This window comes from Parabacteroides sp. AF27-14 (assembly GCF_003635425.1).
GTDB classification, from domain to species: Bacteria; Bacteroidota; Bacteroidia; order Bacteroidales; family Tannerellaceae; genus Parabacteroides; species Parabacteroides distasonis.
Genome location: NZ_QTLZ01000014.1, coordinates 84,178 through 105,550 on the forward strand (window position 1 = coordinate 84,178; position 21,373 = coordinate 105,550).

Consider the following 21,373-nt stretch of genomic DNA (forward strand, 5'->3'; position numbering starts at 1 on the left):
CTTTTTTAGTATTGTATGCGGGTTTATGTACTTTTGTAGCGATTATTCAATTAAAAAGGGAAAGAATCATGGGAATCGTTATAGGTATAGATGTGGGAGGTAGCACGACCAAGATCGTCGGCGTGGAGGATAAGAAGATCAAGAACCCGATGTTCGTGAAAGCTACCGATCCGGTAACCTCTTTATTCGGGGCCTTCGGTAAATATATTTATGATAATAACATCTCGCTCTCGAATATAGAGAAAGTGATCTTGACAGGTGTAGGTAGTGCTTATATCGATCAACCTTTATATGGCTTACCAACTGCGAAGACGGATGAGTTCCTTGCGAATGGGCTAGGGGCGCAATATAATACGGGACTGGACAGTCTATTGGTGGTCAGCATGGGAACGGGTACCTCCTTTGTCAAGGTACAAGGCTCCACGATCGAGCATATCGGGGGATTGGGTATCGGTGGCGGAACAATCCTCGGCTTGTCTAAGCTATTATTGAAAACGCATGACTTTCACCAAATAGCGTCTTTGGCCGAGCACGGTTCCTTGAATGATATCGACTTGCATATCCGGGATATTACGCCGCATCCGCTACCCGGCCTGCCGCTGGACGTGACAGCCTCTATTTTCGGAAAAGCGGACGCGAACGCTAAGGTTGAGGATATCGCTCTCGGTATCGTTCATATGGTCTTGCAGACCATCGGACAAGGAGCTGTTTTCGCCTCGTTAAATGGCGATATCAAGAATATCGTATTGATCGGTAACCTGACTCGCTTGCCACAATGCCCGGATATTTTCCCCCGTCTGGAGGAGATGTGCGATGTCCATTTCAAGATACCGGAGTATGCCGAGTATCGCACGGCTATCGGGGCGGCTTTATGCTATATCAGGAACCGGGAATATAAGGATATTTTTTGTGGAAAGTGTTAGGCTACATCAAAACTTTATGTATCTTTGCTACATGCTTTGTTCCCTTTCGGCAATCGCCGGATAGGGATTAAAAGGGAATCGGGTGAGAATCCCGGACAGTCCCGCTGCTGTAAGCTTCATAAACGGGTTGAGCAATACTGTTGCCACTGTTCATTCAAGTGAATGGGAAGGCGCTTAAGACCGGAAGTAAGTCAGAAGACCTGCAAGGCGTGTATATTTTCGACGGCTTCGAGGAAAGGCCGGAAGAGAACGCAAGAACCGTATCCGGTTTTTACTATTCTTTATCCAAGGTTTTCTTATCAAGTCGTCTCATGGTTTCGGATAATTATTTTGCCATAATAATTAGGGAAAGAAGCATGAATCTGACCGACGGGATGAGCTCCGTGTGTAAGATGCATGCTTTCTTTGCGTTTAAAGGACTGGGGTATTCCGTGAACACTCTATAGAGAATATTTGTTTATTATTAGAAAAGTGCGTTTATTTGCAACGAGTAATTAACAAAAGAAGTATGAATATGAAGAAAATTGTGGGACTTGTTATGGTTGCCTTGCTAGCGTTGATGGCGCTTCCGGCGAACGCTCAGCTTAAATTCGGTATCAAGGGAGGTGTGAATATATCGTCTGTTCATTTCAACTCGGACGTGTTGAAAGCGGATAACGTAACCGGCTTTCAAGTGGGTCCGATGATCGAGACGACCTTACCGTTGGTCGGTGTCGGGATCGATGCGGCGGTGTTGTATTCGCAAAAAGGTTTGGAGACGACCTCGGCTGGCGGGGTTAAGACTTCGATGAAGACGGATTATATCGATGTTCCGGTCAACTTGAAATGGAAATTCGGTTTACCGATCGTCAAGGCGTATTTGGCAGCCGGTCCGTATATCGGTTTCCGTGTAGGCGGTGATAAGTTTTGGGATATCCCGGGTTCCGTAGCGGATCAGGTGAAGGCGAAGAATTTCAGCGCAGGTCTTAACTTCGGTGCCGGCGTGGAACTGATCAGCCACTTGCAGGTGGGTTTCAATTATGGTCTGGGACTGACTGATAACTATAGTATTGAGAAGGTGAACCTCTCCGACGGTGCCGGAAAGAACCGTGGATGGTCTATCACGGCAGCGATCTTGTTCTAAATAGGTGAAAATAAAATGAGAGAGGCTGGGCTTTAGAAGTCCGGCCTTTTTTGTTATTTTTGGGCTCGTAATGAAACACCTGTTTGAATGAAATACGCGGACGTCATACTTCCCCTTCCTTTGGAGAATAGCTATACCTATCGGATACCCGAAGATCTGGAGAGAGCCGTGACTCCCGGTTGCCGGGTGATCGTGCATTTCGGGAAGAAACGATATTATACGGCTATCGTCATGGAGGTACACGACCGGGAACCGGTATCCGATTTTGAGACGAAGGAGATCTACGCTTTGCTGGATGCCACGCCGGTGCTCCGCCGTCCGCAACTCCGTTTCTGGAAATGGATATCTTCTTATTATATATGTAAGCTGGGCGACGTGTATAAGGCGGCCTTGCCTTCCGGCTTAAAGTTGGAAAGCGAGACGGCGGTTACTTATAATGAGGATTTCGAGGCCACCGCCCCCTTGCGCCCGAACGAGCAAGCGGTACTGGATGCTTTTAGCGGGGTTTTGAAATTGACGATCTCGGAGTTGGAGAAGAAGACCGGTCTTCGAAATGTTGTCCCGATCGTCTCTTCCTTGATGGTGAAAGGGGCGGTCGAGGTGAGCGAGGAGCTAAAGCGAGGATTCGTTCCCAAGACACAGGCGTTTATCCGTTTGGCCGAGGCTTACCGGGATGAGACGAAATTACAGGCGGTGTTCGAGGATTTGAAACGAGCGAAGAAGCAAGAGCTTCTGCTGGTCAGCTTCTTGGATTTAAGCCATACCTTGAATCCCGCTTTATCGAAGGAGCTTTCCAAGAAAGAGCTATTGGAACGCAGTGGTTATACCTCTGCGGTATTGGAGGGGCTGCTGAAACGGGGTATCTTGGAGAGTTACGAGAAAGAGGTGGGTCGTTTGCAAGTATCTGTCTGCCGCTTGCAAGAGCCGAATCCGCTCAGTCCGGCGCAAGAGAAAGCCTATGGAGAGATCCATGAGGCTTTCAAGACGAAAGAGGTCTGCTTGCTTCATGGCGTGACTTCCAGTGGTAAGACCGAGATATACGTCCGTTTGATCCATGAGGTCTTGCGGCTGGGGCGGCAGGTTTTATATATGTTGCCGGAGATCGCTATCACGACCCAGATCACGGAACGGCTGGCGAAATTATTCGGGGATAAGCTATTGGTCTACCACTCTAAGTTCTCGGATAACGAGCGGGTGGAAGTTTGGAATAAGCTATTGCATAACGACGAGCCTATGCTGGTATTGGGGGTCCGTTCGTCCCTCTTCCTTCCGTTTAAGGACTTGGGCTTGATTATCGTGGACGAGGAGCATGAGAATACGTATAAGCAGCAGGACCCGGCACCCCGTTACCATGCCCGTAACGCTGCCATCGTCTTGGCGGGTATGCACGGCGGTAAGACCTTATTGGGTTCCGCCACTCCCTCCATCGATTCTTATTTCAACGCTACGGCGGGGAAATACGGTCTGGTTGAGTTATCTACCCGCTACGGTGATTGCTTGATGCCGGAGATTATTACGGTGGACGTGAAGGAGCTAAAGCGCAAGAAGATCATGAAAGATACCCTTTTCTCCCCTCTGTTGGTGGAGAAGGTGCGGGAGGCCCTATCCCGGGGCGAGCAGGCGATCCTATTCCAGAACCGCCGGGGATTCGCCCCGATGATCGAGTGCCGAGGGTGCGGGTGGGTGCCTCGTTGCGTGAATTGCGACGTTAGCCTTACCTACCACAAGGCGCATAATCAGCTGGTTTGCCATTATTGCGGTTATACCTACCGCTTGCCGCAGGTATGTCCCGAGTGTAAGGGGACGGAGTTCAAGATGCAAGGCTTCGGTACGGAGAAGGTAGAGGAGGAGATCGCTGGGCAATTCCCAGCGGCGAAGGTGGAGCGGCTGGATTTCGATACGGCCCGTACCCGCACGGCTTACGAGCGGATCATCTCGGATTTCGAGAAGGGGAAGACACAAATCTTGATTGGTACCCAGATGTTGTCGAAGGGATTGGATTTCGGGAATGTCAGCGTGGTCGGAATCCTGAGTGCCGATAGCCTGATGAATTTCCCTGACTTCCGGGCGCACGAGCGGGCTTATCAATTGATGGTACAGGTTAGCGGACGTGCCGGACGACGGGATAAGCGGGGTACGGTGATCTTGCAGACTACTCAGCCGGAGCATCCTTTGATCCGTATGGTGCAGCATTTTGCTTATAAGGAAATGGTGAGCTTGCAATTGAGCGAGCGTAGTATGTTCCGTTACCCGCCTTACTACCGTTTGATCGTCTTGATCCTTCGAAGTCGGAATGAGGAGGCTTTGCAGGAAATGTCTGCTTTATACGCCGAGAAACTTCGTGCTCGTTTGGGTGAGCGGGTGTTGGGGCCGGTTACGCCGCCTATCACTCGGGTACAGACGCTTCATATCAAGAAGATCGTCTTGAAGATCGAGATATCCGCCGGGATCGCTCCGCTTCGTGAGATATTGGAGGGGATTCATGCGGAGATGCAGGGATATGCGCTATTTAAGCAGTTGTTGGTTCATTATGATGTGGACCCGGCTTGAGAATTGAAAATGGAGAATTGAGAATTGAAAATTGAAAATTAAAGGAAAGGAGCTTAGGGATGAAGGAGGAAAAGATACGGTTGTTGTTTGTGTGTTTGGGAAATATATGCCGTTCCCCTTCGGCGGAGGCGGTAATGAAGAAGTTGGTGAAGGATGCGGGGCTGGAAGCTCGGATCGAGATCGATTCCGCCGGGATCACCGGCTATCATGAGGGAGACTGGGCAGATTCAAGGATGCGGGCGCATGCGGCTCGCAGGGGATATTCGTTGGATTCGATCTCCCGTCCGGTACGTCAGTGGGACTTCCATGACTTCGATTTGATTATCGGCATGGACGACCAAAATATAACGGATTTGAAACGGATGGCTCCCGATCTGGAATCCGTAGCTAAGATACATCGGATGACCGAGTTCTCCCGGAATAAGTTGTACGATCACGTCCCGGATCCTTATTATAGCGGTGCCGAGGGCTTTGAGCTGGTCTTGGATCTATTGGAAGACGCTTGCGCCGGGTTGTTGGAATATTGCCGATTATTACGATGCCCATCGTAAGGTTGCTAGAATGCCCATTGTAAGATGCTTATAACTGCGATTATAAGAACCTTACAATAGGCATTATGGTTCTGTGCCGATGGCTGTATGCCTATCTGCTTGATAATTATTGTTTTTTCAAGTCCGGATAGCTGATTCGGGTATGGAACATGGTTTTCAGTTTGTCTACGAATACGCTCTTTATGGTCTCCACGTCCTTGAAGGTCAGCGGAGCGCTCTTTAGCAAGCCGTCGGCGATCTGCCCGTCGATGATCTTGTTCACCAAGGCGCTGATACTCTCTTCGGTATGTTCCTTCAAGCTGCGGGAGGCGGCTTCCACGGAATCGGCCATCATCAGTACGGCGGTCTCCTTCGAGAAGGGATTCGGGCCGGGGTAGGTGAATAGCTCGTCGTTAATCGGCTTGTCCGGGTATTGGTTCTTGAAAGAGTTGTAAAAATACTTCGCCTTGCCACGCCCGTGGTGCGTACGGATGAAGCTGATAACCGCCTTGGGTAACAGGGCCTTCTCGGCGATCTTCACGCCCTCGGTGACGTGGCTGATGATGATCTGCGCGCTTTGGTCGAATGCCAGCTGGTTATGCGGGTTCACGCTTGTCTGGTTCTCGGTGAAGAAGACTGGGTTGCTCATCTTTCCGATGTCATGGTAAAGGGCGCCGGTACGGACCAATTGCGAGTTCGCACCGATCTTGGCAGCCGCCTCGGAGGCTAGGATGGATACCTGTAAGGAGTGCTGGAACGTACCCGGGCAAGTCTCGCTAAGCTTCTTCAAGATCGGGTTGTTGATGTTGGACAGTTCCACCAGCGTGATGCTGGACACGTATCCGAACGTCTTCTCCAACATATATACCAATACGTAGGTGAACATCAGCAGGATGAAGTTGATACCGAAATAAAGCATCATCATCCAGTTGATCTTGTTTAAGTTCGCCTCTTGATACAACGTGAGACTGAGGTAGCAGGCGGCGTAGGAGAGGAAGATGAAGACGGCGCAACGGATCAGTTGCGAACGTTCGCTCAACTCCTTCAAGCTGAACGTCACTACCATACCCGCCACGATTTGCAACAACAGGAACTCATGCGGGAAAGGTACCATCAACGAGCAGATCAGCACGATGATAAGGTGCGTGAAAAGCGCCGTCCGGGAATCGAAGAAGGTACGTACTACGATCGGTACGATGGCGAACGGCAATATATATACGTTGAATAATGCGTAGGTAACACATAGTTCCGTAAGGATGCAACTCACGAATATGCAGAGGATCAAGAATAGTACGTTCTTCCGGTTGTGGAATATCTTCAAGCGGAAAGACCATAGGTAGAGCCAGAAACAGAACATTAGCCCGAAGACGAGCACGAATTGTCCGGCCAATATGATGCCTTGCGTCTGCGTGCCCCCGGTCTTAGCCTCGTGTATGGCCTTTAGGGAACGGAGCACGTTGTAGGTATGGTTGTCAATGATCTCGCCCCGGTCTACGATACGTTCTCCGGCTTGTACCATGCCGTTGGCGATCGATACGCCCTGTAGCATATCCTCCTTGATCTTGTCGGACATGTCAGCGGCATAGGATATGTTCTCGGTGAGGTAGTTATTGATGTCACACGATTGCAGGATGGATTTGTCCAGCCGTGACGGGCAGTTGTTGATAATGAACTCGTAGGCGGTGCGCACGGTGAAGAAGTCGCTCACGTAGTGGGGCTGTGCGACGGCGTTCTCCAAGAGGTTGACACGTGAGTATTCCTCTTTCCGTAGCTCGTCCAGATCCTGCGATGAGATGATACCGTTCTTGTATAAGTTAATTAGACTGCTCTCGATGTACTGCATGTAAGCGGGGGATACTTTGCTTCGCAGGCTATTGTCGTTATTGTAGTTGGCGCGCAGTTTCTCGATCTCTTCCTTTTGGATGCCGGGGTTTATGCGGTAATAAGGCTCGAACTTACGGAGTACGCTGTCTTTCTCCGCTTTTACCTCGTCGTCGGTCTTGTAGATCGGGAAATCGCTCGGGGCGGTGAGCAATCCGTACCTCCAAGGCTTGCCTTCATAGAACTGATAACGGAATTTTCCCTCCCGGGGGAAGAAGTAGGCGATAAGTAATGCGGTCACCACGAAGTAGACCACGGTCGGTATATTGTAATTCTTTTGTTTCATATAGATTCCTTTTAGCGTCCGAAATATACGTAAAAAACTTCACTAAGCGGAAAAAAAGGCGTACTTTTGCCGCATTATTATAGAATGTAAGTATTATGACTCAAAGAAAAGTAAGAGTACGCTTTGCGCCTAGTCCTACGGGGGCGCTGCATATCGGAGGTGTCCGCACGGCTTTATACAACTATTTATTCGCTAAACAGAATGGCGGTGATATGATTCTCCGTATCGAGGATACGGATTCTCAACGCTTCGTTCCCGGGGCGGAAGACTATATCATCGAGGCCTTGACTTGGCTAGGTATCAAGTTCGACGAGGGCGTGAGCTTCGGCGGCAACTACGGCCCGTATCGCCAGAGCGAGCGTCGTGAGATCTACAAGAAGTATGTCGATCAATTGCTGAACGATGGCCATGCTTATATAGCGTTCGATACGCCTGCCGAGTTGGAGGAGAAACGGAAGGAGATCGCCAATTTCCAATACGACGCCTCTACCCGTTCGCTAATGCGCAACTCGTTGACACTTTCCCCTGAAGAGGTTCAGAACCTAATCGAGTCCGGTCATCAGTATGTGGTTCGTGCTAAGATCGAGCCGAATGAGGATATCCATGTGAATGACTTGATCCGTGGCGAGGTCGTTATCAACTCCTCTATCTTGGATGATAAAGTATTATATAAATCGGCTGACCAATTGCCTACTTACCACTTGGCGAATATCGTTGACGACCATTTAATGGAGGTTACCCATGTGATCCGTGGTGAGGAGTGGTTGCCGAGCGCGCCGCTTCACGTATTATTATATCGTTTCTTCGGTTGGGAAGATACGATGCCTAGTTTCGCCCACCTGTCGTTGCTGTTGAAACCGGAAGGTAATGGTAAGTTGAGCAAGCGTGACGGCGATCGTCTGGGCTTCCCTGTATTCCCCTTGGAATGGCACGATCCGAAGACGGGTGATGTTTCATCGGGCTATCGTGAGAGTGGCTACTTCCCCGAGGCTGTCGTAAACTTCCTTGCTTTGCTGGGTTGGAATCCGGGTAATGATCAAGAGGTGATGAGCATGGATGATTTGATCCGTTTGTTCGACCTGTCTCGTTGCAGCAAGAGCGGTGCTAAGTTCGATTATGAGAAAGGCAGATGGTTTAACCATCACTATTTGCTGGAGAAGAGTAATACGGAGATCGCTGACCTATTCTTGCCGATCGTGGAAAGCCACGGTATCCAGACTACCCATGCTTATGTAGAGAAAGTAGTCGGTATGATGAAAGGCCGTGTCAATTTCGTGAGTGAGTTATGGGATCTTTGCTCTTTCTTCTTTATCGCCCCGACGGAGTACGATGAGAAGACTCGCAAGAAACGCTGGAAGGAAGATTCGGCTGTTCAATTGGGTGAGTTTATCGAGCAATTGCGTGCCCGTGAGCCGTTCGACGTAGAAGGTACCGAGAACGAGTGCAAGGCTTGGATCGAGAGCAAGGGATATCATTTGGGGAATATCATGAACGCCGCCCGTCTGGCCTTGGTTGGCGAGGGCAAGGGCCCCGGCATCTTTGATATCACCGAGGCTTTAGGTAAAGAGGAGTCTATCCGCCGTATCCAACGGGCTATCGAGATATTAAAATAATCATGTACAGTTTAGCAATACATCTCTACGCTTTTGTAGTCGCTTTGATCTCGCCTTTCCATAAAAAGGCGAGACTGATGCGATTCGGGCAATGGAAAACAAATTCCATACTTCGTGAGAAGATCGACCGGAACGCTAAATACATCTGGTTCCATGCCTCCTCGCTGGGCGAGTTCGAGCAAGGGCGCCCTATGATCGAGAAGATCAAGGCGGAACATCCGGAGTATAAGGTGTTGCTGACTTTCTTTTCTCCCTCTGGCTATGAGGTACGGAAGAATTACAAGGGAGCGGACGTGATCTGCTACCTTCCTTTCGATACGCCTTTCCGGGTGAAGAAGTTCCTGAATTTGGCGAACCCGGCGATCGCCATATTTATCAAGTACGAGTTTTGGGGGAACTATTTGCGTGAGTTGCGGAAGCGGGGAATACCGGTTTATATCATTTCCGCTATATTCCGCCCCGACCAGCTATTTTTCCAATGGTTCGGAAAGCCGTACCGGAAGATGCTATCTTATTTTAATCATCTTTTTGTTCAGGACGAGCGTTCGATGAAACTCTTGAACGAGTTCGGTATCACGAATGTGACGGTGACCGGCGATACCCGTTTTGATCGGGTGTTGGATGTCCGTAAGCAAGCTCGTGAGCTTCCGTTTATCAAACGTTTCTTGGAAAGCAAGGAGGGTAAGAGGCCGATCGTGATGGTGGCCGGCAGTTCATGGCCTCAAGACGAGGCGATCTTTATCCCTTATTTCCATGAGCATCCGGAGATGAAGTTGATTATCGCCCCGCATGAGATTCACCGGGAACATCTCCTTTCTATCGAGGCGATGCTAAAACGTCCGTCCGTCCGTCTATCGGAGGCGCATGAGGATGATCTGGCCGATAAGGATTGCTTGATCATCGACAGTTTCGGACTCTTATCTTCCATTTATCGCTATGGACAGATCGCTTATATCGGTGGTGGTTTCGGAGCGGGTATCCACAACACGTTGGAAGCCGCCGTTTATGGGATGCCGGTCTTATTCGGCCCGAGATACCATAAGTTTAAGGAGGCGAAGGATCTGATCGCCGTAGGTGGTGGTTTCTCCATCACAGACGATTCCTCTTTCCGAACGAAGATGGACGAGTTATTGACCGACCCGACAGCCTTGGAAACCTCCGGGCAAGCTGCCGGTGATTTTGTGAAAAACAGTGTAGGAGCGACGGATCAAATCTTGCGGCAAATCCATATCCGTTAATAGATAAAGCCGGGTTTGCTATTCGAGTGATTGTATGCCCAGACTCTTTTGATATAGCAATGGAATACGGATGAGATAGATGTACGGATTGGTAATTGAACGATTCGCGTTGTCTATCTCATCCGTATTTTATTTTAATCCTCTTCAGCGAACATCGGGTCCCAAGCGGGAAGGCGAGTCGGTGTTTGTTTCAAGATCTCTTTTACTTGATCCGTGATGTACTTCTTGTTGACTACCAGACGGAACATATACTCATTAAACCATTGGTCTGTCATGATGAGGTGGCCGGCGTTCGCTCCGGGGCCCCAACTATTCTCAACCATCCATTTCTTCGGCTTTCCATTTGCGTCGAGGTCAACAGCCATCAAGGTCATGGCGTGTGAGGAACCGCTGGCGAATGTTTGGATACGTTGTTTCTTATCCATGCCGAAAGTCGTACCCATCAGTGAACCGTAATCGTAGAAGTTTACATCCAGAATACCTCTGTCACGATCGAAGAACTTGCCCACGTCGCAAGAGAAATACATCATGGTGCTGTCCTTGATGGAAGCGATAGCCATTTGTTTGATATCCTCGATCGGAAGGTTTACGTACGTCCAGTTCTTGCCATCGTAAGCGTGGCGGTCGTAATCGATCTCATACAGCTTATAATAATCGCGGCTCGGATCGTTCATCAACATGACATAGTTGTTTTTCAAATCGTCCCCGATATATTCTTGGAAGAAGGACTGAGGCGTATATTCCTTCGTCTCTACCGGATTCCCTTTAGCGTCTTTGCGAGTCCACGTGAATTTCGTAGGCGGCTCTCCCAAGTTCAATACGAGCATACGGTAAATCGTACCTAGCATCTCTGTTTTCTTTTTCTCCAGATCCGCTACGGTCGTGCCTTTGGTCGTAGACAGGTCGCGAAGTTGCAAGCCGTATTCTTTCAGCTTTAATCCGATCAGGTTGCTCATGCGTCCGGTACTGTTGCTACTGTTGGTCTCTACCATGACCTCGGCGGGAACCACGCCATACTTGGTCAAGATATCGGAGACACCCGTGAACTGCCCTCCGTCTCCGATCGGGTTCTTGAATAACCATTCCACCATCTTGTCGTCCATCGGTTTCAGACGAGTATCGATGATGCCCTGTAAGAAAAGGTTCGCTTTCTCCAATTGATCCCAGAAGAAAGAATAATTCTGGGAGAATTGGAATTCACCCATGTCGTATTTATGGATCGCCTGCGCACGGAATACGTTCAATCCCGTGAAAAGCCAGCAACGGCCCGAGGAACGTTGGTTGGAGATCCCTTTGCTCTCTACCTTATTGGAGAAGTAAGTATCCAAATTGTTCTTGCTCTCCCCATTAACGGCAAGCTTGTTGATGTCGTTATTGGTGATTGCGTTACGGATCGCCTTATCGGCCGGCGTTCCCTGATAAGACTGTTTGATTTGCTGCAACATCGTGGGTGAGATGCCTCCACCGCTTTGTTGTCCGTGAGCCGATAGCGTGATGCCTAAAGCCAAGGCCGCTATCCATAAATTCTTTTGCTTCATGATATTTTAGTTGATTAATAAATTGTGTTATTTCTTTTTAGGCCATACCAGACCGTCTTGCCGGATCTTCCATACCGTACCGTCTGGTGCGGGTAGCGATATCTCATACATGGAAGGTGTCGTATGTATTTCCAGTTGATTGGCGATCTCTTGCGGGCATAACTCGTTTGCCTTCAAGTCGTTGATGTTATCGGCATAATGCCCGAAGGTCGCGGCGAACTCATTCTGACGGTAATATAAATTACGCAAGATCCATTTCGTCTCCTCCGAAGGATGTTTTACGAAAGGAGTCTCACCTTCTCCCGCAATCTTATCCGATATTTGAACATAACCCCAGTATTCGGGCATATGGATATTGATTACCCCGGTAGGCGCCCATACCCAGTTGTACTCGCGAATCTTATCCTCTCCTTGGATAGGGACTTTCACGTATTTACCGTCTTTCACGTCCGTTGTCCATTCCACACGGGAGAAGTTCACACGGATCTGCTCGCCGATTTCCGGCTTTTCTTTTCCTCTGTCCATTTGGAATACGGAAGTCCAAGGAATGAATACCTCTACGCTCCATGATTTATCCGTGTCTTTCGGGTTATTCAGCGTACCGTCCACATAAACAGCGGATTTCATTCCAGCGAACTCCCAGTTATTCAATACTTGCGGATTATCCCGGTAGGGGCGGGTTAAGAACAAGTCCCATTCCGTACCTAAGGCGTTCACCTCGTACTCCAGATAATTATGGGTGTCGTTCGTAGGATTCAGGAAGATCTCGAAGTCGTTGTCATGGAAGATCACGGCGTCGTGTTCCGTGATGGTCGCCCATACGTGCGGCTCCTCCATAAGGACGGCGAAGTACATTCCGTTATCATCGTAAGTCATCTTGGCCCGGGTCTGGAAGTGAGGGGCCGGGCGTTTGTCTCCTTCGATATCCACGAAGTCGCTGGTCCAAGGTATCGCGTCCCATTCCCCGGGAGAAAGCTTTCCGTCGATCTTGATAGGAGCGGGGGCCTTGTAGCAAACATACGTCGGCGGATTGAACGGTGGTTGCGGCATATACGTGATGTCCGGCTTTTGCGTACTGGGTTTCTGTGCGCAAGAAAGCAATAGGAGTGCCGCCAATGGCGCTGTCGTTAAAATCGTTTTTCTCATGTGCGTTTATTTTTAGATCGTTTGATAAATAGATTCTTATTGAAGTAAGTCCATCGCCGCGTCCAACCATGTATTTATATCGTCCGGATAATGTTGGTCGGCGGTATAAGTATCGCTGCGTTTGTGCCCGAGTCTTACGATCACGGCGTTCTTTTCCGGGAGCGTGAAGACATATTGCCCCAAGATTCCTCTCATATAAGGGATCTTCATCCCTTTGTAATCGAGAATCCAGTATTGGAATCCGTAACAATGGTTGGGTTTGCCGAGATCCTTATAGACAAGACGGGTATCGGGGCTTGTCGCTTCCGCCAGATAAGCGGGAGAGATCAATTGCTGGCCATCCCATTGACCGTTGTTGAGTAATAATTGTCCGAAGCGGGCGAAATCACGGGCGTTACTGTTGAAACAGCAATAGGCTTTTTCCATGCCGTCCTTCCGGTCGAGGCTCCAAAGGGCGCTTTCCTCAGCGTGCATCGGAGTCCATAGTTTGCGGGATACATAATCGCTGAGTTTCTCCCCGGTAGCCTTCTCCACGATAAAGCCCAGCAGTTGTGTCACGCCGCTTTGGTAGATAAAGTTTACGCCGGGCTCGTCGATCTCTTTCATCCCGAAGGCGATTTCCTGTAGGTCATCGCCATAATACAACTGGGTGGTAGGAGAGAAAGGAGAGCTGTAAGCCTCGTCGAAATCCACGCCGGCGCTCATGGTCAGCAAATGGCGAAGCGTTAGGGCCTTTCCGTCGTATCCCTTGAATTCCGGGAAAAAGTCGCTTACCGGTTGATCGACATCGCGGATAAATCCATCGTCGATAGCGCAGCCGATCGCTAACGAGACGATGCTTTTCGCCATCGAGAAGGAGTTGCTATGCGATTCCGGGGAATAATCTTCCCAATATTGCTCGAATAGCAGTCGATTGTCTTGGATGATTACATAGGCAACCGTACCCAGCTCCTCAAACCGGGGAAGATAACGCTCTGGAATACTTTTCGTATTGTAAGCTTCCGATAGTTCCCAAGGGCGGGGCGAACCTGCTTTTACGACCCGGTTCTCGAAAATCGGATATTGATCGATCTTGGGTAATAAATGAGTAAGCGCTCTGCGCAAATAATAATTGGAGGGTAACGTTAGATACCCTCCGATTCCTACTATAAAAATAAACACTATCCATCTCACGCTTCGAGACAAATAGTGTTTATTGTTTTGAATTCCTTTATTTGAATTATTTTTCATGTAACCACTTTTTGCCTGAAGGGGTATACGTGTAAATTAAGCCTATTAGGCAAATAATCCCGACAACTCCAAGAAAGATTACTAACTCCATATTATTGTCCTTTTTTTCATAGATACAAATATATGGTTTATAATTCAAATAATCAAATACATGTCCTTATTCTTTATACCAAGAAGAATACATATGGTAGTTTTTGGCTATTTTCTGGTTGATCTCCTTCGCTTGCTCGGGATCAACCTTCTTGACGAACTTAGCGGGAACTCCGGCGTAGATACTGCCCGGCTCGACGATCGTCTTGCTTAGTACTACGGAACCTGCGGCGATGATCGCTCCCTCGCCTACTACGGCGTGATCCAATACCACGGAGCCCATTCCGATCAAGGCGCCATTGCAAATCTTCGCCCCGTGGATCGTTACGTTATGGCCGATGGATACATCATCGCCGATCTCGATCGTCGATTTCTCATATAAGGTGTGAAGGACGGAACCATCCTGTACGTTTACGCCGTTGCCGATGCGAATCGAGTTCACGTCGCCGCGAAGCACGGTGCCAAACCAGATACTGCAACCTTCACCGATCTCTACGTCACCTATAATCGTGGCGTTGTCTGCTAAAAAAGTGTCTTTACCGATCTTCGGGGTAAAGCCACGAACGGATTTAATTAATGCCATTTTTAGTTGTTTAAATTTCTGTTGTTTTCTCTTTCAGCCAAGCTTTCTCCTCCTCGTTCAAGAACGGGCTGATCTTGTCGTATACCATTTGGTGGTACTTGTTCAGCCAAGCGTGCTCACGGACAGAGAGCATGGGGATGATAATCAAGCTCGTGTCGATGAAACAAAGCGTCAGCGTATCGAATCCTAGGAATTTCCCGAATTCCGTTTCGCTGTCCTCACGTACCAAGATCATGTTCTCCGTACGGATACCGTATTCGCCGGTACGATACATGGCCGGCTCGTCGCTGATCACCATTCCGGGCTTCAAGGTCACCGGGTTCTCCTCCATGCGGATGCTTTGGGGGCCTTCGTGTACGTTCAGGCAATGGCCGATACCGTGACCGGTTCCGTGCAAGTAATTAATGCCGGAATCCCATAGCGCTTTACGGGCAAGGATATCGATCTGGGAACCTCGTGTACCGGCGGGAAACTTGCTTTTCGCCAAGCTGATCGTACCTTTCAACACACGGGTGAAATCCTTTTTCATCTGCTCCGTCGGCTCTCCAAGGGCGATCGTGCGGGTGATATCCGTCGTACCGTCCAGATATTGCGCGCCGGAATCGATCAAAAGCAATCCTTCCGGCTTCAAGGTCGCGTCCGTCTCCGGCGTAGCGGAATAATGAACGATCGCTCCATGCTCGGCGTAGCCGCAGATCGTGCCGAAGCTATCCATGATGTATTGCGGTTGTTCCGCACGTAAGGCTGTCAGCTTCTCGGCGGCGCTGATCTCTGTAACTTGGGCTCCTTCCGCCATTTGTTTCTCCAGCCAGATATAGAATTTTGTCAAGGCGACACCATCTTTTACCACGGCGTTTTGGAATCCCTTGATCTCGGTCTCGTTCTTGATGCTCTTCAAGTGGTTGGCGGGGGAGATCCCTTCCACGATCGTACAGCTTCCCGGGATCGCGTCGTATAAGGAGACGTTCGTCTTGTTCATATCCACGAATACCCGGCTATTTTCCGGTAGGCGGGACAGATACCTCTGGATCATGGAGTATTCGGCCAGCGTAACCCCTTCTTTCTTCAAATGCTCGGTGATCTCGGCGGTCAGCTTCTCCGGCTTGATGAAAAGCACGCTCTCATCCTCCGATACGAAGGCGTAGCTGACTACGACCGGGTTATAGGTCACGTCCGTACCCCGGATATTGAATGTCCACGCGATCTCGTCTAAGGCGGCGAGGATCAAGCAGTCGGCGCCCTCGCTCCGCAACTGGTTATTGATTAGGTCTAGTTTCTCGTGCACGGAGGCTCCGCTTAATGCTTCCGGCATCTCGAATATCGGGTTTCCGGGAACGGCGGGACGGTCCTTCCAGATACCCTCGATCAGGTCGGCTGAGGTATCCAGCTTGATTTCTTTACGGCTTAGTTTATTTGCCAAGGCACTCGCTTCGGCGGCGCTATAGGTTTGCCCGTCCAGCCCTACGGCCTGTCCGGCGTGTAACTCATGCAAGAGGAATTCCGTGATAGACGGTGTCTCCGGAAGCGCCAACTTATAGAGTTCGATACCGGAACCTTCCAGCTGGCTGGCCGCTTGCAGGAAATACCGGGAATCAGTCCATAAGCCCGCCTTGTCCGCGGTGACCACGATCGTTCCCGCCGAGCCGGTGAAGCCGGATATCCATTCTCTCGATTTCCAGCGATCGGCCGGATACTCGCTTAGGTGCGGGTCGGAACTGGGTATGATGTAAGCGTCAACCTTCTGTTGCCTCATAGCCTCCCGTAGGGCGGCGATACGTTCAGGAATGTTTGTTTTCATCGCATTTTATTTTAGTCAACATTAATACTCGCAAAGTTAATGAATTATTTTGGATTTGTCTCGCCGGAAACCGGCTCTTCTACCTTATAATATAGATGGGAAGTACCCAGCTTTTCCCACCGCAGTTTCCCTTCCTCTACCAGCCGCCGCAAGTCGAGGGAAGCCTTACTTCTGGAGCATCCGCAGAGCGACATATACTTCTTCTGGTGGATAAAAGGGTTCGTCTCCAGATAACGGAATACCTCTTGCTCGCATTCCTTGGCGGAGGGATATGCGGGATCGCTAACCGTGTACTCGTCACGAAACACCGGCATGGTCTTCAGCCGGTCTCTTAGTTCCTTGGACGATCTGAACTTCACGTCCTTGAAATGGATGGATTCCGCCCGGATCTCATTCTTTTCCATCACGGGCCGGCTTTTCAGTGAGACGCTGAAAGTACCGATCCCCTCTAGCTCCACGTTATAACCGAACATGAGGAAGTCCACCATCATGTCTTGGAAAAGCTGCAAGATCCCTTTCATATCCGCGGGAGAGAAAGAAGACCGGGACTTCGCTCTGCTGATGAACTCATCCGTATGTATCGTCCCGCAAGAGACCAAACGAGGATGTAGGGGTAATGACTTCCCGGATTCCTCTGGATTCGGGTTGGGATTTCTGACTAACTTGTAATTTGCTGACATCTGTGCTGTGTTTAAATGGTTATAGATCTTTTGTCCGATTTTTCTAGATCGCTTACTCGTTTTTATAGGCGAGCTTAGCGGTTTCTTCAAGAAGAATTCATCTTTCAACAGCCGTTGCATGATCATGCACCAACTGTTGGAAGATCATCCACCATTAGTTAGATGATCGTCTAACGGATGGTGGATAATGAATACTTCAGCTTCAAAGGTACAATATATAAAAGAGAAAAGGGTAAGGATTCCGGATAAAAGAGCTAAAGGTTATGATAAACGTGTATGGGCTCACAGCCTTGTGGTCCACAACCTTGTGAACCGATCCCTTTAAATCAAGTTAAAGATAAGGCACCCAATAGATATCAAGGAATAATTTGCTAACTTTGTAGAAACAAATAAGAAGTGCCATGAGGAATCTGCTTTATCTTTTTGTCTTTGCGGCTCTGCTTCTCGGCTTGAGCGCATGTTCTTCTTATTATTATTCGATGTTGAACTCGAATGACCCCGTTGGGGAGAAGAATGAGAGAGGTGATTTTGTGCAGGAAAACGATACGGTACGTATCTCTTATCGTTTCTGGGGAGAGAACGCCCCGGTTACTATTACCATTTATAATAAATTGGATGAACCCTTGTATGTGGATTGGGGGCGGTCGGCGCTGATTATCGATGACGTGGCTACCACCTACGATCCGAAAGTGGCCTCGGTGAGAGGCGAGAGCTCTAGCGTGGCATCCGGTAGCTCCTTTCATTGGAGCGATAGGAGCAGCAGCGGGTGGAGCTACTCGGAAGGTTCCTTCTCCGGTGATGTGAGTTTGCCGAAGGGCGTTGAGTTTATCCCGCCGCATTCCAAATTAGTCAATACGCCTTTGCAATTAGCCAACTTCCCGTTTAGCGAGATCCCGAAGGAAGAGTATGTAAAGGAGCAAATGACAACGAAAGCAAACACCACCGTAAATATCCGAGTGAAGGATTTTACGGAAGAAGATTCTCCGCTGAGATTCCGTAGCTACCTGACGTTGTTCGCCGGAGGGACCAATGGGAAGCCCTTGAAGCATTCCTCTTTTGAGCGGAACTTCTATCTGGCGAAATTGATCAAGGTCGGCGACGTGGCTCCCCGGTATTTCGATGAGGGACAGCAGCAATCCGGCGATTTCTTTTACGTGAAAGAGACTCATGGAGCTACGGCAGGCCTTGTCGTAGGAGCGATAGCGGTTACCGCCGCAGGGGTGGCGATAGAAGCTACGCTGGGCCCCGTGAACTATTAATATATTCATATCGAATGATACAAACTCTATCTGATTTAAAGACCGTGCGTTTCAACGAGCAAGCGGACGGTGTGATCATTTTGGACCAAACTCTGCTGCCGGGTAAGGAAGCGTATCTGACCCTTACCACTGCCGAGGAGATATGGGATGCCATCTATAAATTAAAGGTACGTGGAGCACCTGCTATCGGGATAGCGGCCGCTTATGGTATCTATGTCTGCGCCCGTCGGATCGATACGGCGGAGAAATCCGTTTTCGTGAATGAGTTTCGGAAGATCAAGGAGTATCTGGCTGGTTCCCGTCCGACGGCGGTGAATCTGGTGGCGGCGCTGAACCGGATGGAGCGGGTATTGGTCGCTCATCCAACCTTGTCTGTCCCGGAATGGAAAGAGCTATTATATAAGGAAGCGATCGCGATCCGGGAGGAAGACGCCGCCGCTTGCCGGCAGATCGGCGAGAACTGTCTGGAGCTACTCCGTCCCGGGATGGGAATCCTTACGCATTGCAACGCCGGACATCTGGCGGTCTCGGAGTATGGCACCGCCTTGGCGCCGATTTATCTGGGGCAGGAGAGAGGCTATGGTTTCAAGGTCTTCGCCGACGAGACCCGTCCTTTGTTGCAAGGCGCCCGGCTCACGGCCTATGAGCTAAGCAGGGCCGGCGTGGACGTGACGCTGATTTGCGATAATATGGCCTCTATCGTCATGCGGAAAGGCTGGGTGCAAGCCGTGGTCGTAGGTTGCGACCGTGTAGCCGCCAATGGTGACGTGGCGAATAAGATCGGCACGTCCGGGGTGGCTATCTTGGCCCGGCATTACAAGATCCCCTTCTATGTATTAGGCCCGACATTCACCATCGATAGCTCGTGCCCGGACGGCGATTCCATTGTAATAGAGGAACGTAACCCCGATGAGGTCACCGAGATGTGGTATTCAAGGCGTATGGCCCCGAAAGACGTAAAAGTCTACAACCCCGCCTTCGACATTACTCCCCACGAGCTAATCACGGCTATAATTACGGAGAAAGGCATCTTTTATAAAAATAATCGCTGAAAGTTTTGCTAATCCCGAAACAATCAGTAATTTTGCCGCTCAATTTGAGGATATAAATAATTAAACAATATAACAATTTAAATTATGATCGTAGTTCCATTAAAAGAAGGCGAAAACATCGAGAAGGCGCTTAAGAAATTCAAGAGAAAGTTCGAGAAAACAGGTGTAGTCAAGGAATTGAGAGGCCGTCAGGCTTTCGAGAAACCGTCTGTTACGAAGAGAAAGCAGACTATGCGTGCTATCTACGTACAGCATTTGCAACAAGTAGAAGAATAATTATAGCTTCCGGGCTTGTTTTATTGAATTCTTATTCCTATTTTCGTTGCATGAATGTTGATGCAACGAGAATATGCTGATCGATGACTTTCTAAACTATCTCAGGTATGAGCGGAACTATTCCAATTATACGATTGGTGCCTATTCGAAAGATTTGGACCAATTTCAGAGGTATGTAAGAGAGCATCGAGAAGGTGTATTCAACCCCGGGGAAATCGACTCGGATTTCGTGAGAAGCTGGATCGTCAGTTTGATGGACGAGAAGCTTTCTCCCGTATCGGTAAACCGGAAATTAAGTTCTTTGAAATCTTTTTTTAAGTTTCTCATGAAACGGGGGATTGTCTCCGCGAATCCGTTGAGATTGGTGAGCGGTCCGAAAACGAAGAAACCCTTACCTTATTTTATTAAGGATAGCGAGTTGGAGGCGTTGTTGGACGGGGACGGATTTGATGAGGATTTTGAAGGTGTGAGGAATCGGTTGGTCATTGAGATGCTATACGATACCGGGATGCGCCGCTCAGAGTTAATCGGCATACGAAACGTGGATGTGGATTATGAGGCGATGCAGGTCAAGGTAACCGGAAAGCGGAACAAGCAGCGGTTGATTCCTTTTGCGGAGGGTTTAAAAAACTTAATGCTTGCATACACGGAAGTCCGTGATCGTGAGGTTGAGGCAGCCGGTGAATGGTTTTTCGTTCGAAAGAACGGGAACCAGTTGTCGACGGGGATTGTTTATAATATAGTAAAAAAGCAATTGTCGGAGATACCCATGCTGGCGAAACGAAGTCCACACGTGTTACGACATTCATTTGCAACGAGTATGTTAAACAACGGAGCCGAGCTGAACGCTGTGAAAGATTTATTAGGTCATAGCAGTTTAGCGTCTACCAGTGTTTACACGCATACAACCTTTGAGGAATTAAAAAAAGTGTATCATGCTCATCCAAGAGCAAAAAAAGAAGGAGGTTATTATGGACGTTAGAATTCAAGCAATTCATTTCGACGCAACTGCACAGTTGGAGGCGTTTATTCAGAAGAAAGTTTCTAAATTGGAGCAATACTTCGATGGTATTATATTGGCAGAGGTTACATTGAAGGTGGTTAAGCCTGAGACGGTGAAGAACAAGCAAGCCAGTATAATGTTGTCCGTGAAGAACGGGGAATGTTTCGCTGATAAAATAAACGATACTTTCGAAGGGGCGATAGACGATTGTGTTGAGGCTTTGGAGAAGCAACTGGTTAAATTCAAAGAAAAAATCAGAGCCAAATAAAAAAAACGGTAGATAAATTTGGTATGTAAGAAATAATATCTAAATTTGCAGCCGTTTCGCCGTGGTGACGAAACGGCTGCTTTTAGAAGTATCGCCTCTTTAGCTCAGTTGGCCAGAGCACGTGATTTGTAATCTCGGGGTCGTTGGTTCGAATCCGACAAGAGGCTCAAAAGAATGTATTGGAATGGGCAGTTACCAGAGTGGCCAAATGGGGCTGACTGTAACTCAGCTGGCTTTCGCCTTCGGTGGTTCGAATCCATCACTGCCCACACGAATGAAACAAAGGAGAGAATCGGTTGGTTCATT

Annotated in this window: 18 protein-coding genes, 2 tRNA genes and 1 riboswitch; of the genes, 13 read left to right on the forward strand and 7 right to left on the reverse strand. The window is 49.0% G+C overall.

The annotated features are described in order from the left end of the window. The first annotated feature begins 68 nt into the window (after window positions 1-68). The 4 genes from coaW (at window position 69) to DWY79_RS14550 (ending at window position 5,147) form a co-directional block, all read left to right on the forward strand. Complete coding sequence (gene coaW, locus DWY79_RS14535; protein ID WP_008773692.1) at window positions 69-923, forward strand: type II pantothenate kinase; 855 nt, start codon at window positions 69-71, stop codon at window positions 921-923. A 19-nt stretch (window positions 924-942) separates the two neighbouring features. Then, a riboswitch (cobalamin riboswitch) is annotated at window positions 943-1,146 on the forward strand. Window positions 1,147-1,437: 291 nt separating this feature from the next. Next, entirely contained in the window at window positions 1,438-2,046 is a 609-nt protein-coding gene (locus tag DWY79_RS14540; protein ID WP_005867222.1) for a porin family protein, read from the forward strand. Window positions 2,047-2,133: 87 nt separating this feature from the next. Continuing rightward, window positions 2,134-4,596, forward strand: coding sequence for a primosomal protein N' (gene priA / locus DWY79_RS14545; RefSeq protein WP_005867224.1), 2,463 nt, complete (start codon window positions 2,134-2,136; stop codon window positions 4,594-4,596). 59 nt (window positions 4,597-4,655) lie between these two features. Then, window positions 4,656-5,147, forward strand: coding sequence for a low molecular weight protein-tyrosine-phosphatase (locus DWY79_RS14550; protein WP_122369577.1), 492 nt, complete (start codon window positions 4,656-4,658; stop codon window positions 5,145-5,147). 106 nt (window positions 5,148-5,253) lie between these two features. Here the strand turns inward: DWY79_RS14550 and DWY79_RS14555 are convergent, their stop codons facing one another. Continuing rightward, window positions 5,254-7,293 (reverse strand): HD family phosphohydrolase, encoded by a 2,040-nt coding sequence (locus tag DWY79_RS14555; RefSeq protein ID WP_122369578.1) that lies wholly within the window; start codon window positions 7,291-7,293, stop codon window positions 5,254-5,256. A gap of 95 nt (window positions 7,294-7,388) precedes the next feature. Between DWY79_RS14555 and gltX the strand changes: the two genes are divergently transcribed. Together gltX and DWY79_RS14565 are read left to right on the forward strand one after the other, a co-directional pair. Continuing rightward, on the forward strand, window positions 7,389-8,906 hold the full coding sequence (gene gltX / locus DWY79_RS14560; protein WP_005867230.1) for a glutamate--tRNA ligase: 1,518 nt from the start codon (window positions 7,389-7,391) through the stop codon (window positions 8,904-8,906). 2 nt (window positions 8,907-8,908) lie between these two features. Further along, window positions 8,909-10,144, forward strand: a complete 1,236-nt coding sequence (locus DWY79_RS14565) for a 3-deoxy-D-manno-octulosonic acid transferase (protein WP_008778706.1) — start codon at window positions 8,909-8,911, stop codon at window positions 10,142-10,144. A 134-nt stretch (window positions 10,145-10,278) separates the two neighbouring features. Here DWY79_RS14565 and DWY79_RS14570 read toward each other — a convergent pair whose 3' ends face one another. The 6 genes from DWY79_RS14570 to DWY79_RS14595 all read right to left on the reverse strand — a co-directional run bounded on the left by DWY79_RS14570 (window position 10,279) and on the right by DWY79_RS14595 (window position 17,209). After that, a complete protein-coding gene (locus DWY79_RS14570; RefSeq protein WP_005867233.1) occupies window positions 10,279-11,682 on the reverse strand; it encodes a C1 family peptidase in 1,404 nt (467 codons plus the stop codon). Between the two features lie 27 nt (window positions 11,683-11,709). Next, window positions 11,710-12,828 (reverse strand): carbohydrate-binding family 9-like protein, encoded by a 1,119-nt coding sequence (locus tag DWY79_RS14575; protein WP_005867234.1) that lies wholly within the window; start codon window positions 12,826-12,828, stop codon window positions 11,710-11,712. Window positions 12,829-12,864: 36 nt separating this feature from the next. Next, on the reverse strand, window positions 12,865-14,058 hold the full coding sequence (locus tag DWY79_RS14580; RefSeq protein ID WP_005867235.1) for a serine hydrolase: 1,194 nt from the start codon (window positions 14,056-14,058) through the stop codon (window positions 12,865-12,867). A gap of 157 nt (window positions 14,059-14,215) precedes the next feature. Then, window positions 14,216-14,731: a gamma carbonic anhydrase family protein gene (locus DWY79_RS14585; protein WP_005854163.1), complete on the reverse strand. Its 516-nt coding sequence runs from the start codon at window positions 14,729-14,731 to the stop codon at window positions 14,216-14,218. Between the two features lie 10 nt (window positions 14,732-14,741). Further along, complete coding sequence (locus DWY79_RS14590) at window positions 14,742-16,529, reverse strand: aminopeptidase P family protein (protein WP_005867236.1); 1,788 nt, start codon at window positions 16,527-16,529, stop codon at window positions 14,742-14,744. Between the two features lie 44 nt (window positions 16,530-16,573). Further along, window positions 16,574-17,209: an HU family DNA-binding protein gene (locus tag DWY79_RS14595; protein ID WP_005867237.1), complete on the reverse strand. Its 636-nt coding sequence runs from the start codon at window positions 17,207-17,209 to the stop codon at window positions 16,574-16,576. A gap of 401 nt (window positions 17,210-17,610) precedes the next feature. Between DWY79_RS14595 and DWY79_RS14600 the strand changes: the two genes are divergently transcribed. The 7 genes from DWY79_RS14600 (at window position 17,611) to DWY79_RS14630 (ending at window position 21,336) form a co-directional block, all read left to right on the forward strand. Further along, the gene (locus DWY79_RS14600) at window positions 17,611-18,468 is read left to right on the forward strand and encodes a hypothetical protein (protein WP_122369579.1); all 858 of its coding nucleotides are present in this window, start codon (window positions 17,611-17,613) and stop codon (window positions 18,466-18,468) included. Between the two features lie 14 nt (window positions 18,469-18,482). After that, window positions 18,483-19,520, forward strand: coding sequence for an S-methyl-5-thioribose-1-phosphate isomerase (mtnA, locus tag DWY79_RS14605; protein WP_122369580.1), 1,038 nt, complete (start codon window positions 18,483-18,485; stop codon window positions 19,518-19,520). A gap of 84 nt (window positions 19,521-19,604) precedes the next feature. Then, window positions 19,605-19,796, forward strand: coding sequence for a 30S ribosomal protein S21 (gene rpsU / locus DWY79_RS14610; RefSeq protein WP_005854174.1), 192 nt, complete (start codon window positions 19,605-19,607; stop codon window positions 19,794-19,796). Between the two features lie 73 nt (window positions 19,797-19,869). Continuing rightward, complete coding sequence (locus DWY79_RS14615) at window positions 19,870-20,778, forward strand: tyrosine-type recombinase/integrase (RefSeq protein WP_005854176.1); 909 nt, start codon at window positions 19,870-19,872, stop codon at window positions 20,776-20,778. Beyond that, on the forward strand, window positions 20,768-21,067 hold the full coding sequence (gene hpf, locus DWY79_RS14620) for a ribosome hibernation-promoting factor, HPF/YfiA family (protein WP_008778704.1): 300 nt from the start codon (window positions 20,768-20,770) through the stop codon (window positions 21,065-21,067). The genes DWY79_RS14615 and hpf overlap by 11 nt, the downstream gene beginning before the upstream one ends. Before the next feature lie 93 nt (window positions 21,068-21,160). Beyond that, a tRNA-Thr gene (locus DWY79_RS14625) sits at window positions 21,161-21,234 on the forward strand. A 19-nt stretch (window positions 21,235-21,253) separates the two neighbouring features. Then, window positions 21,254-21,336 (forward strand) — tRNA-Tyr (locus DWY79_RS14630). The last annotated feature ends 37 nt before the right edge of the window (window positions 21,337-21,373 follow it).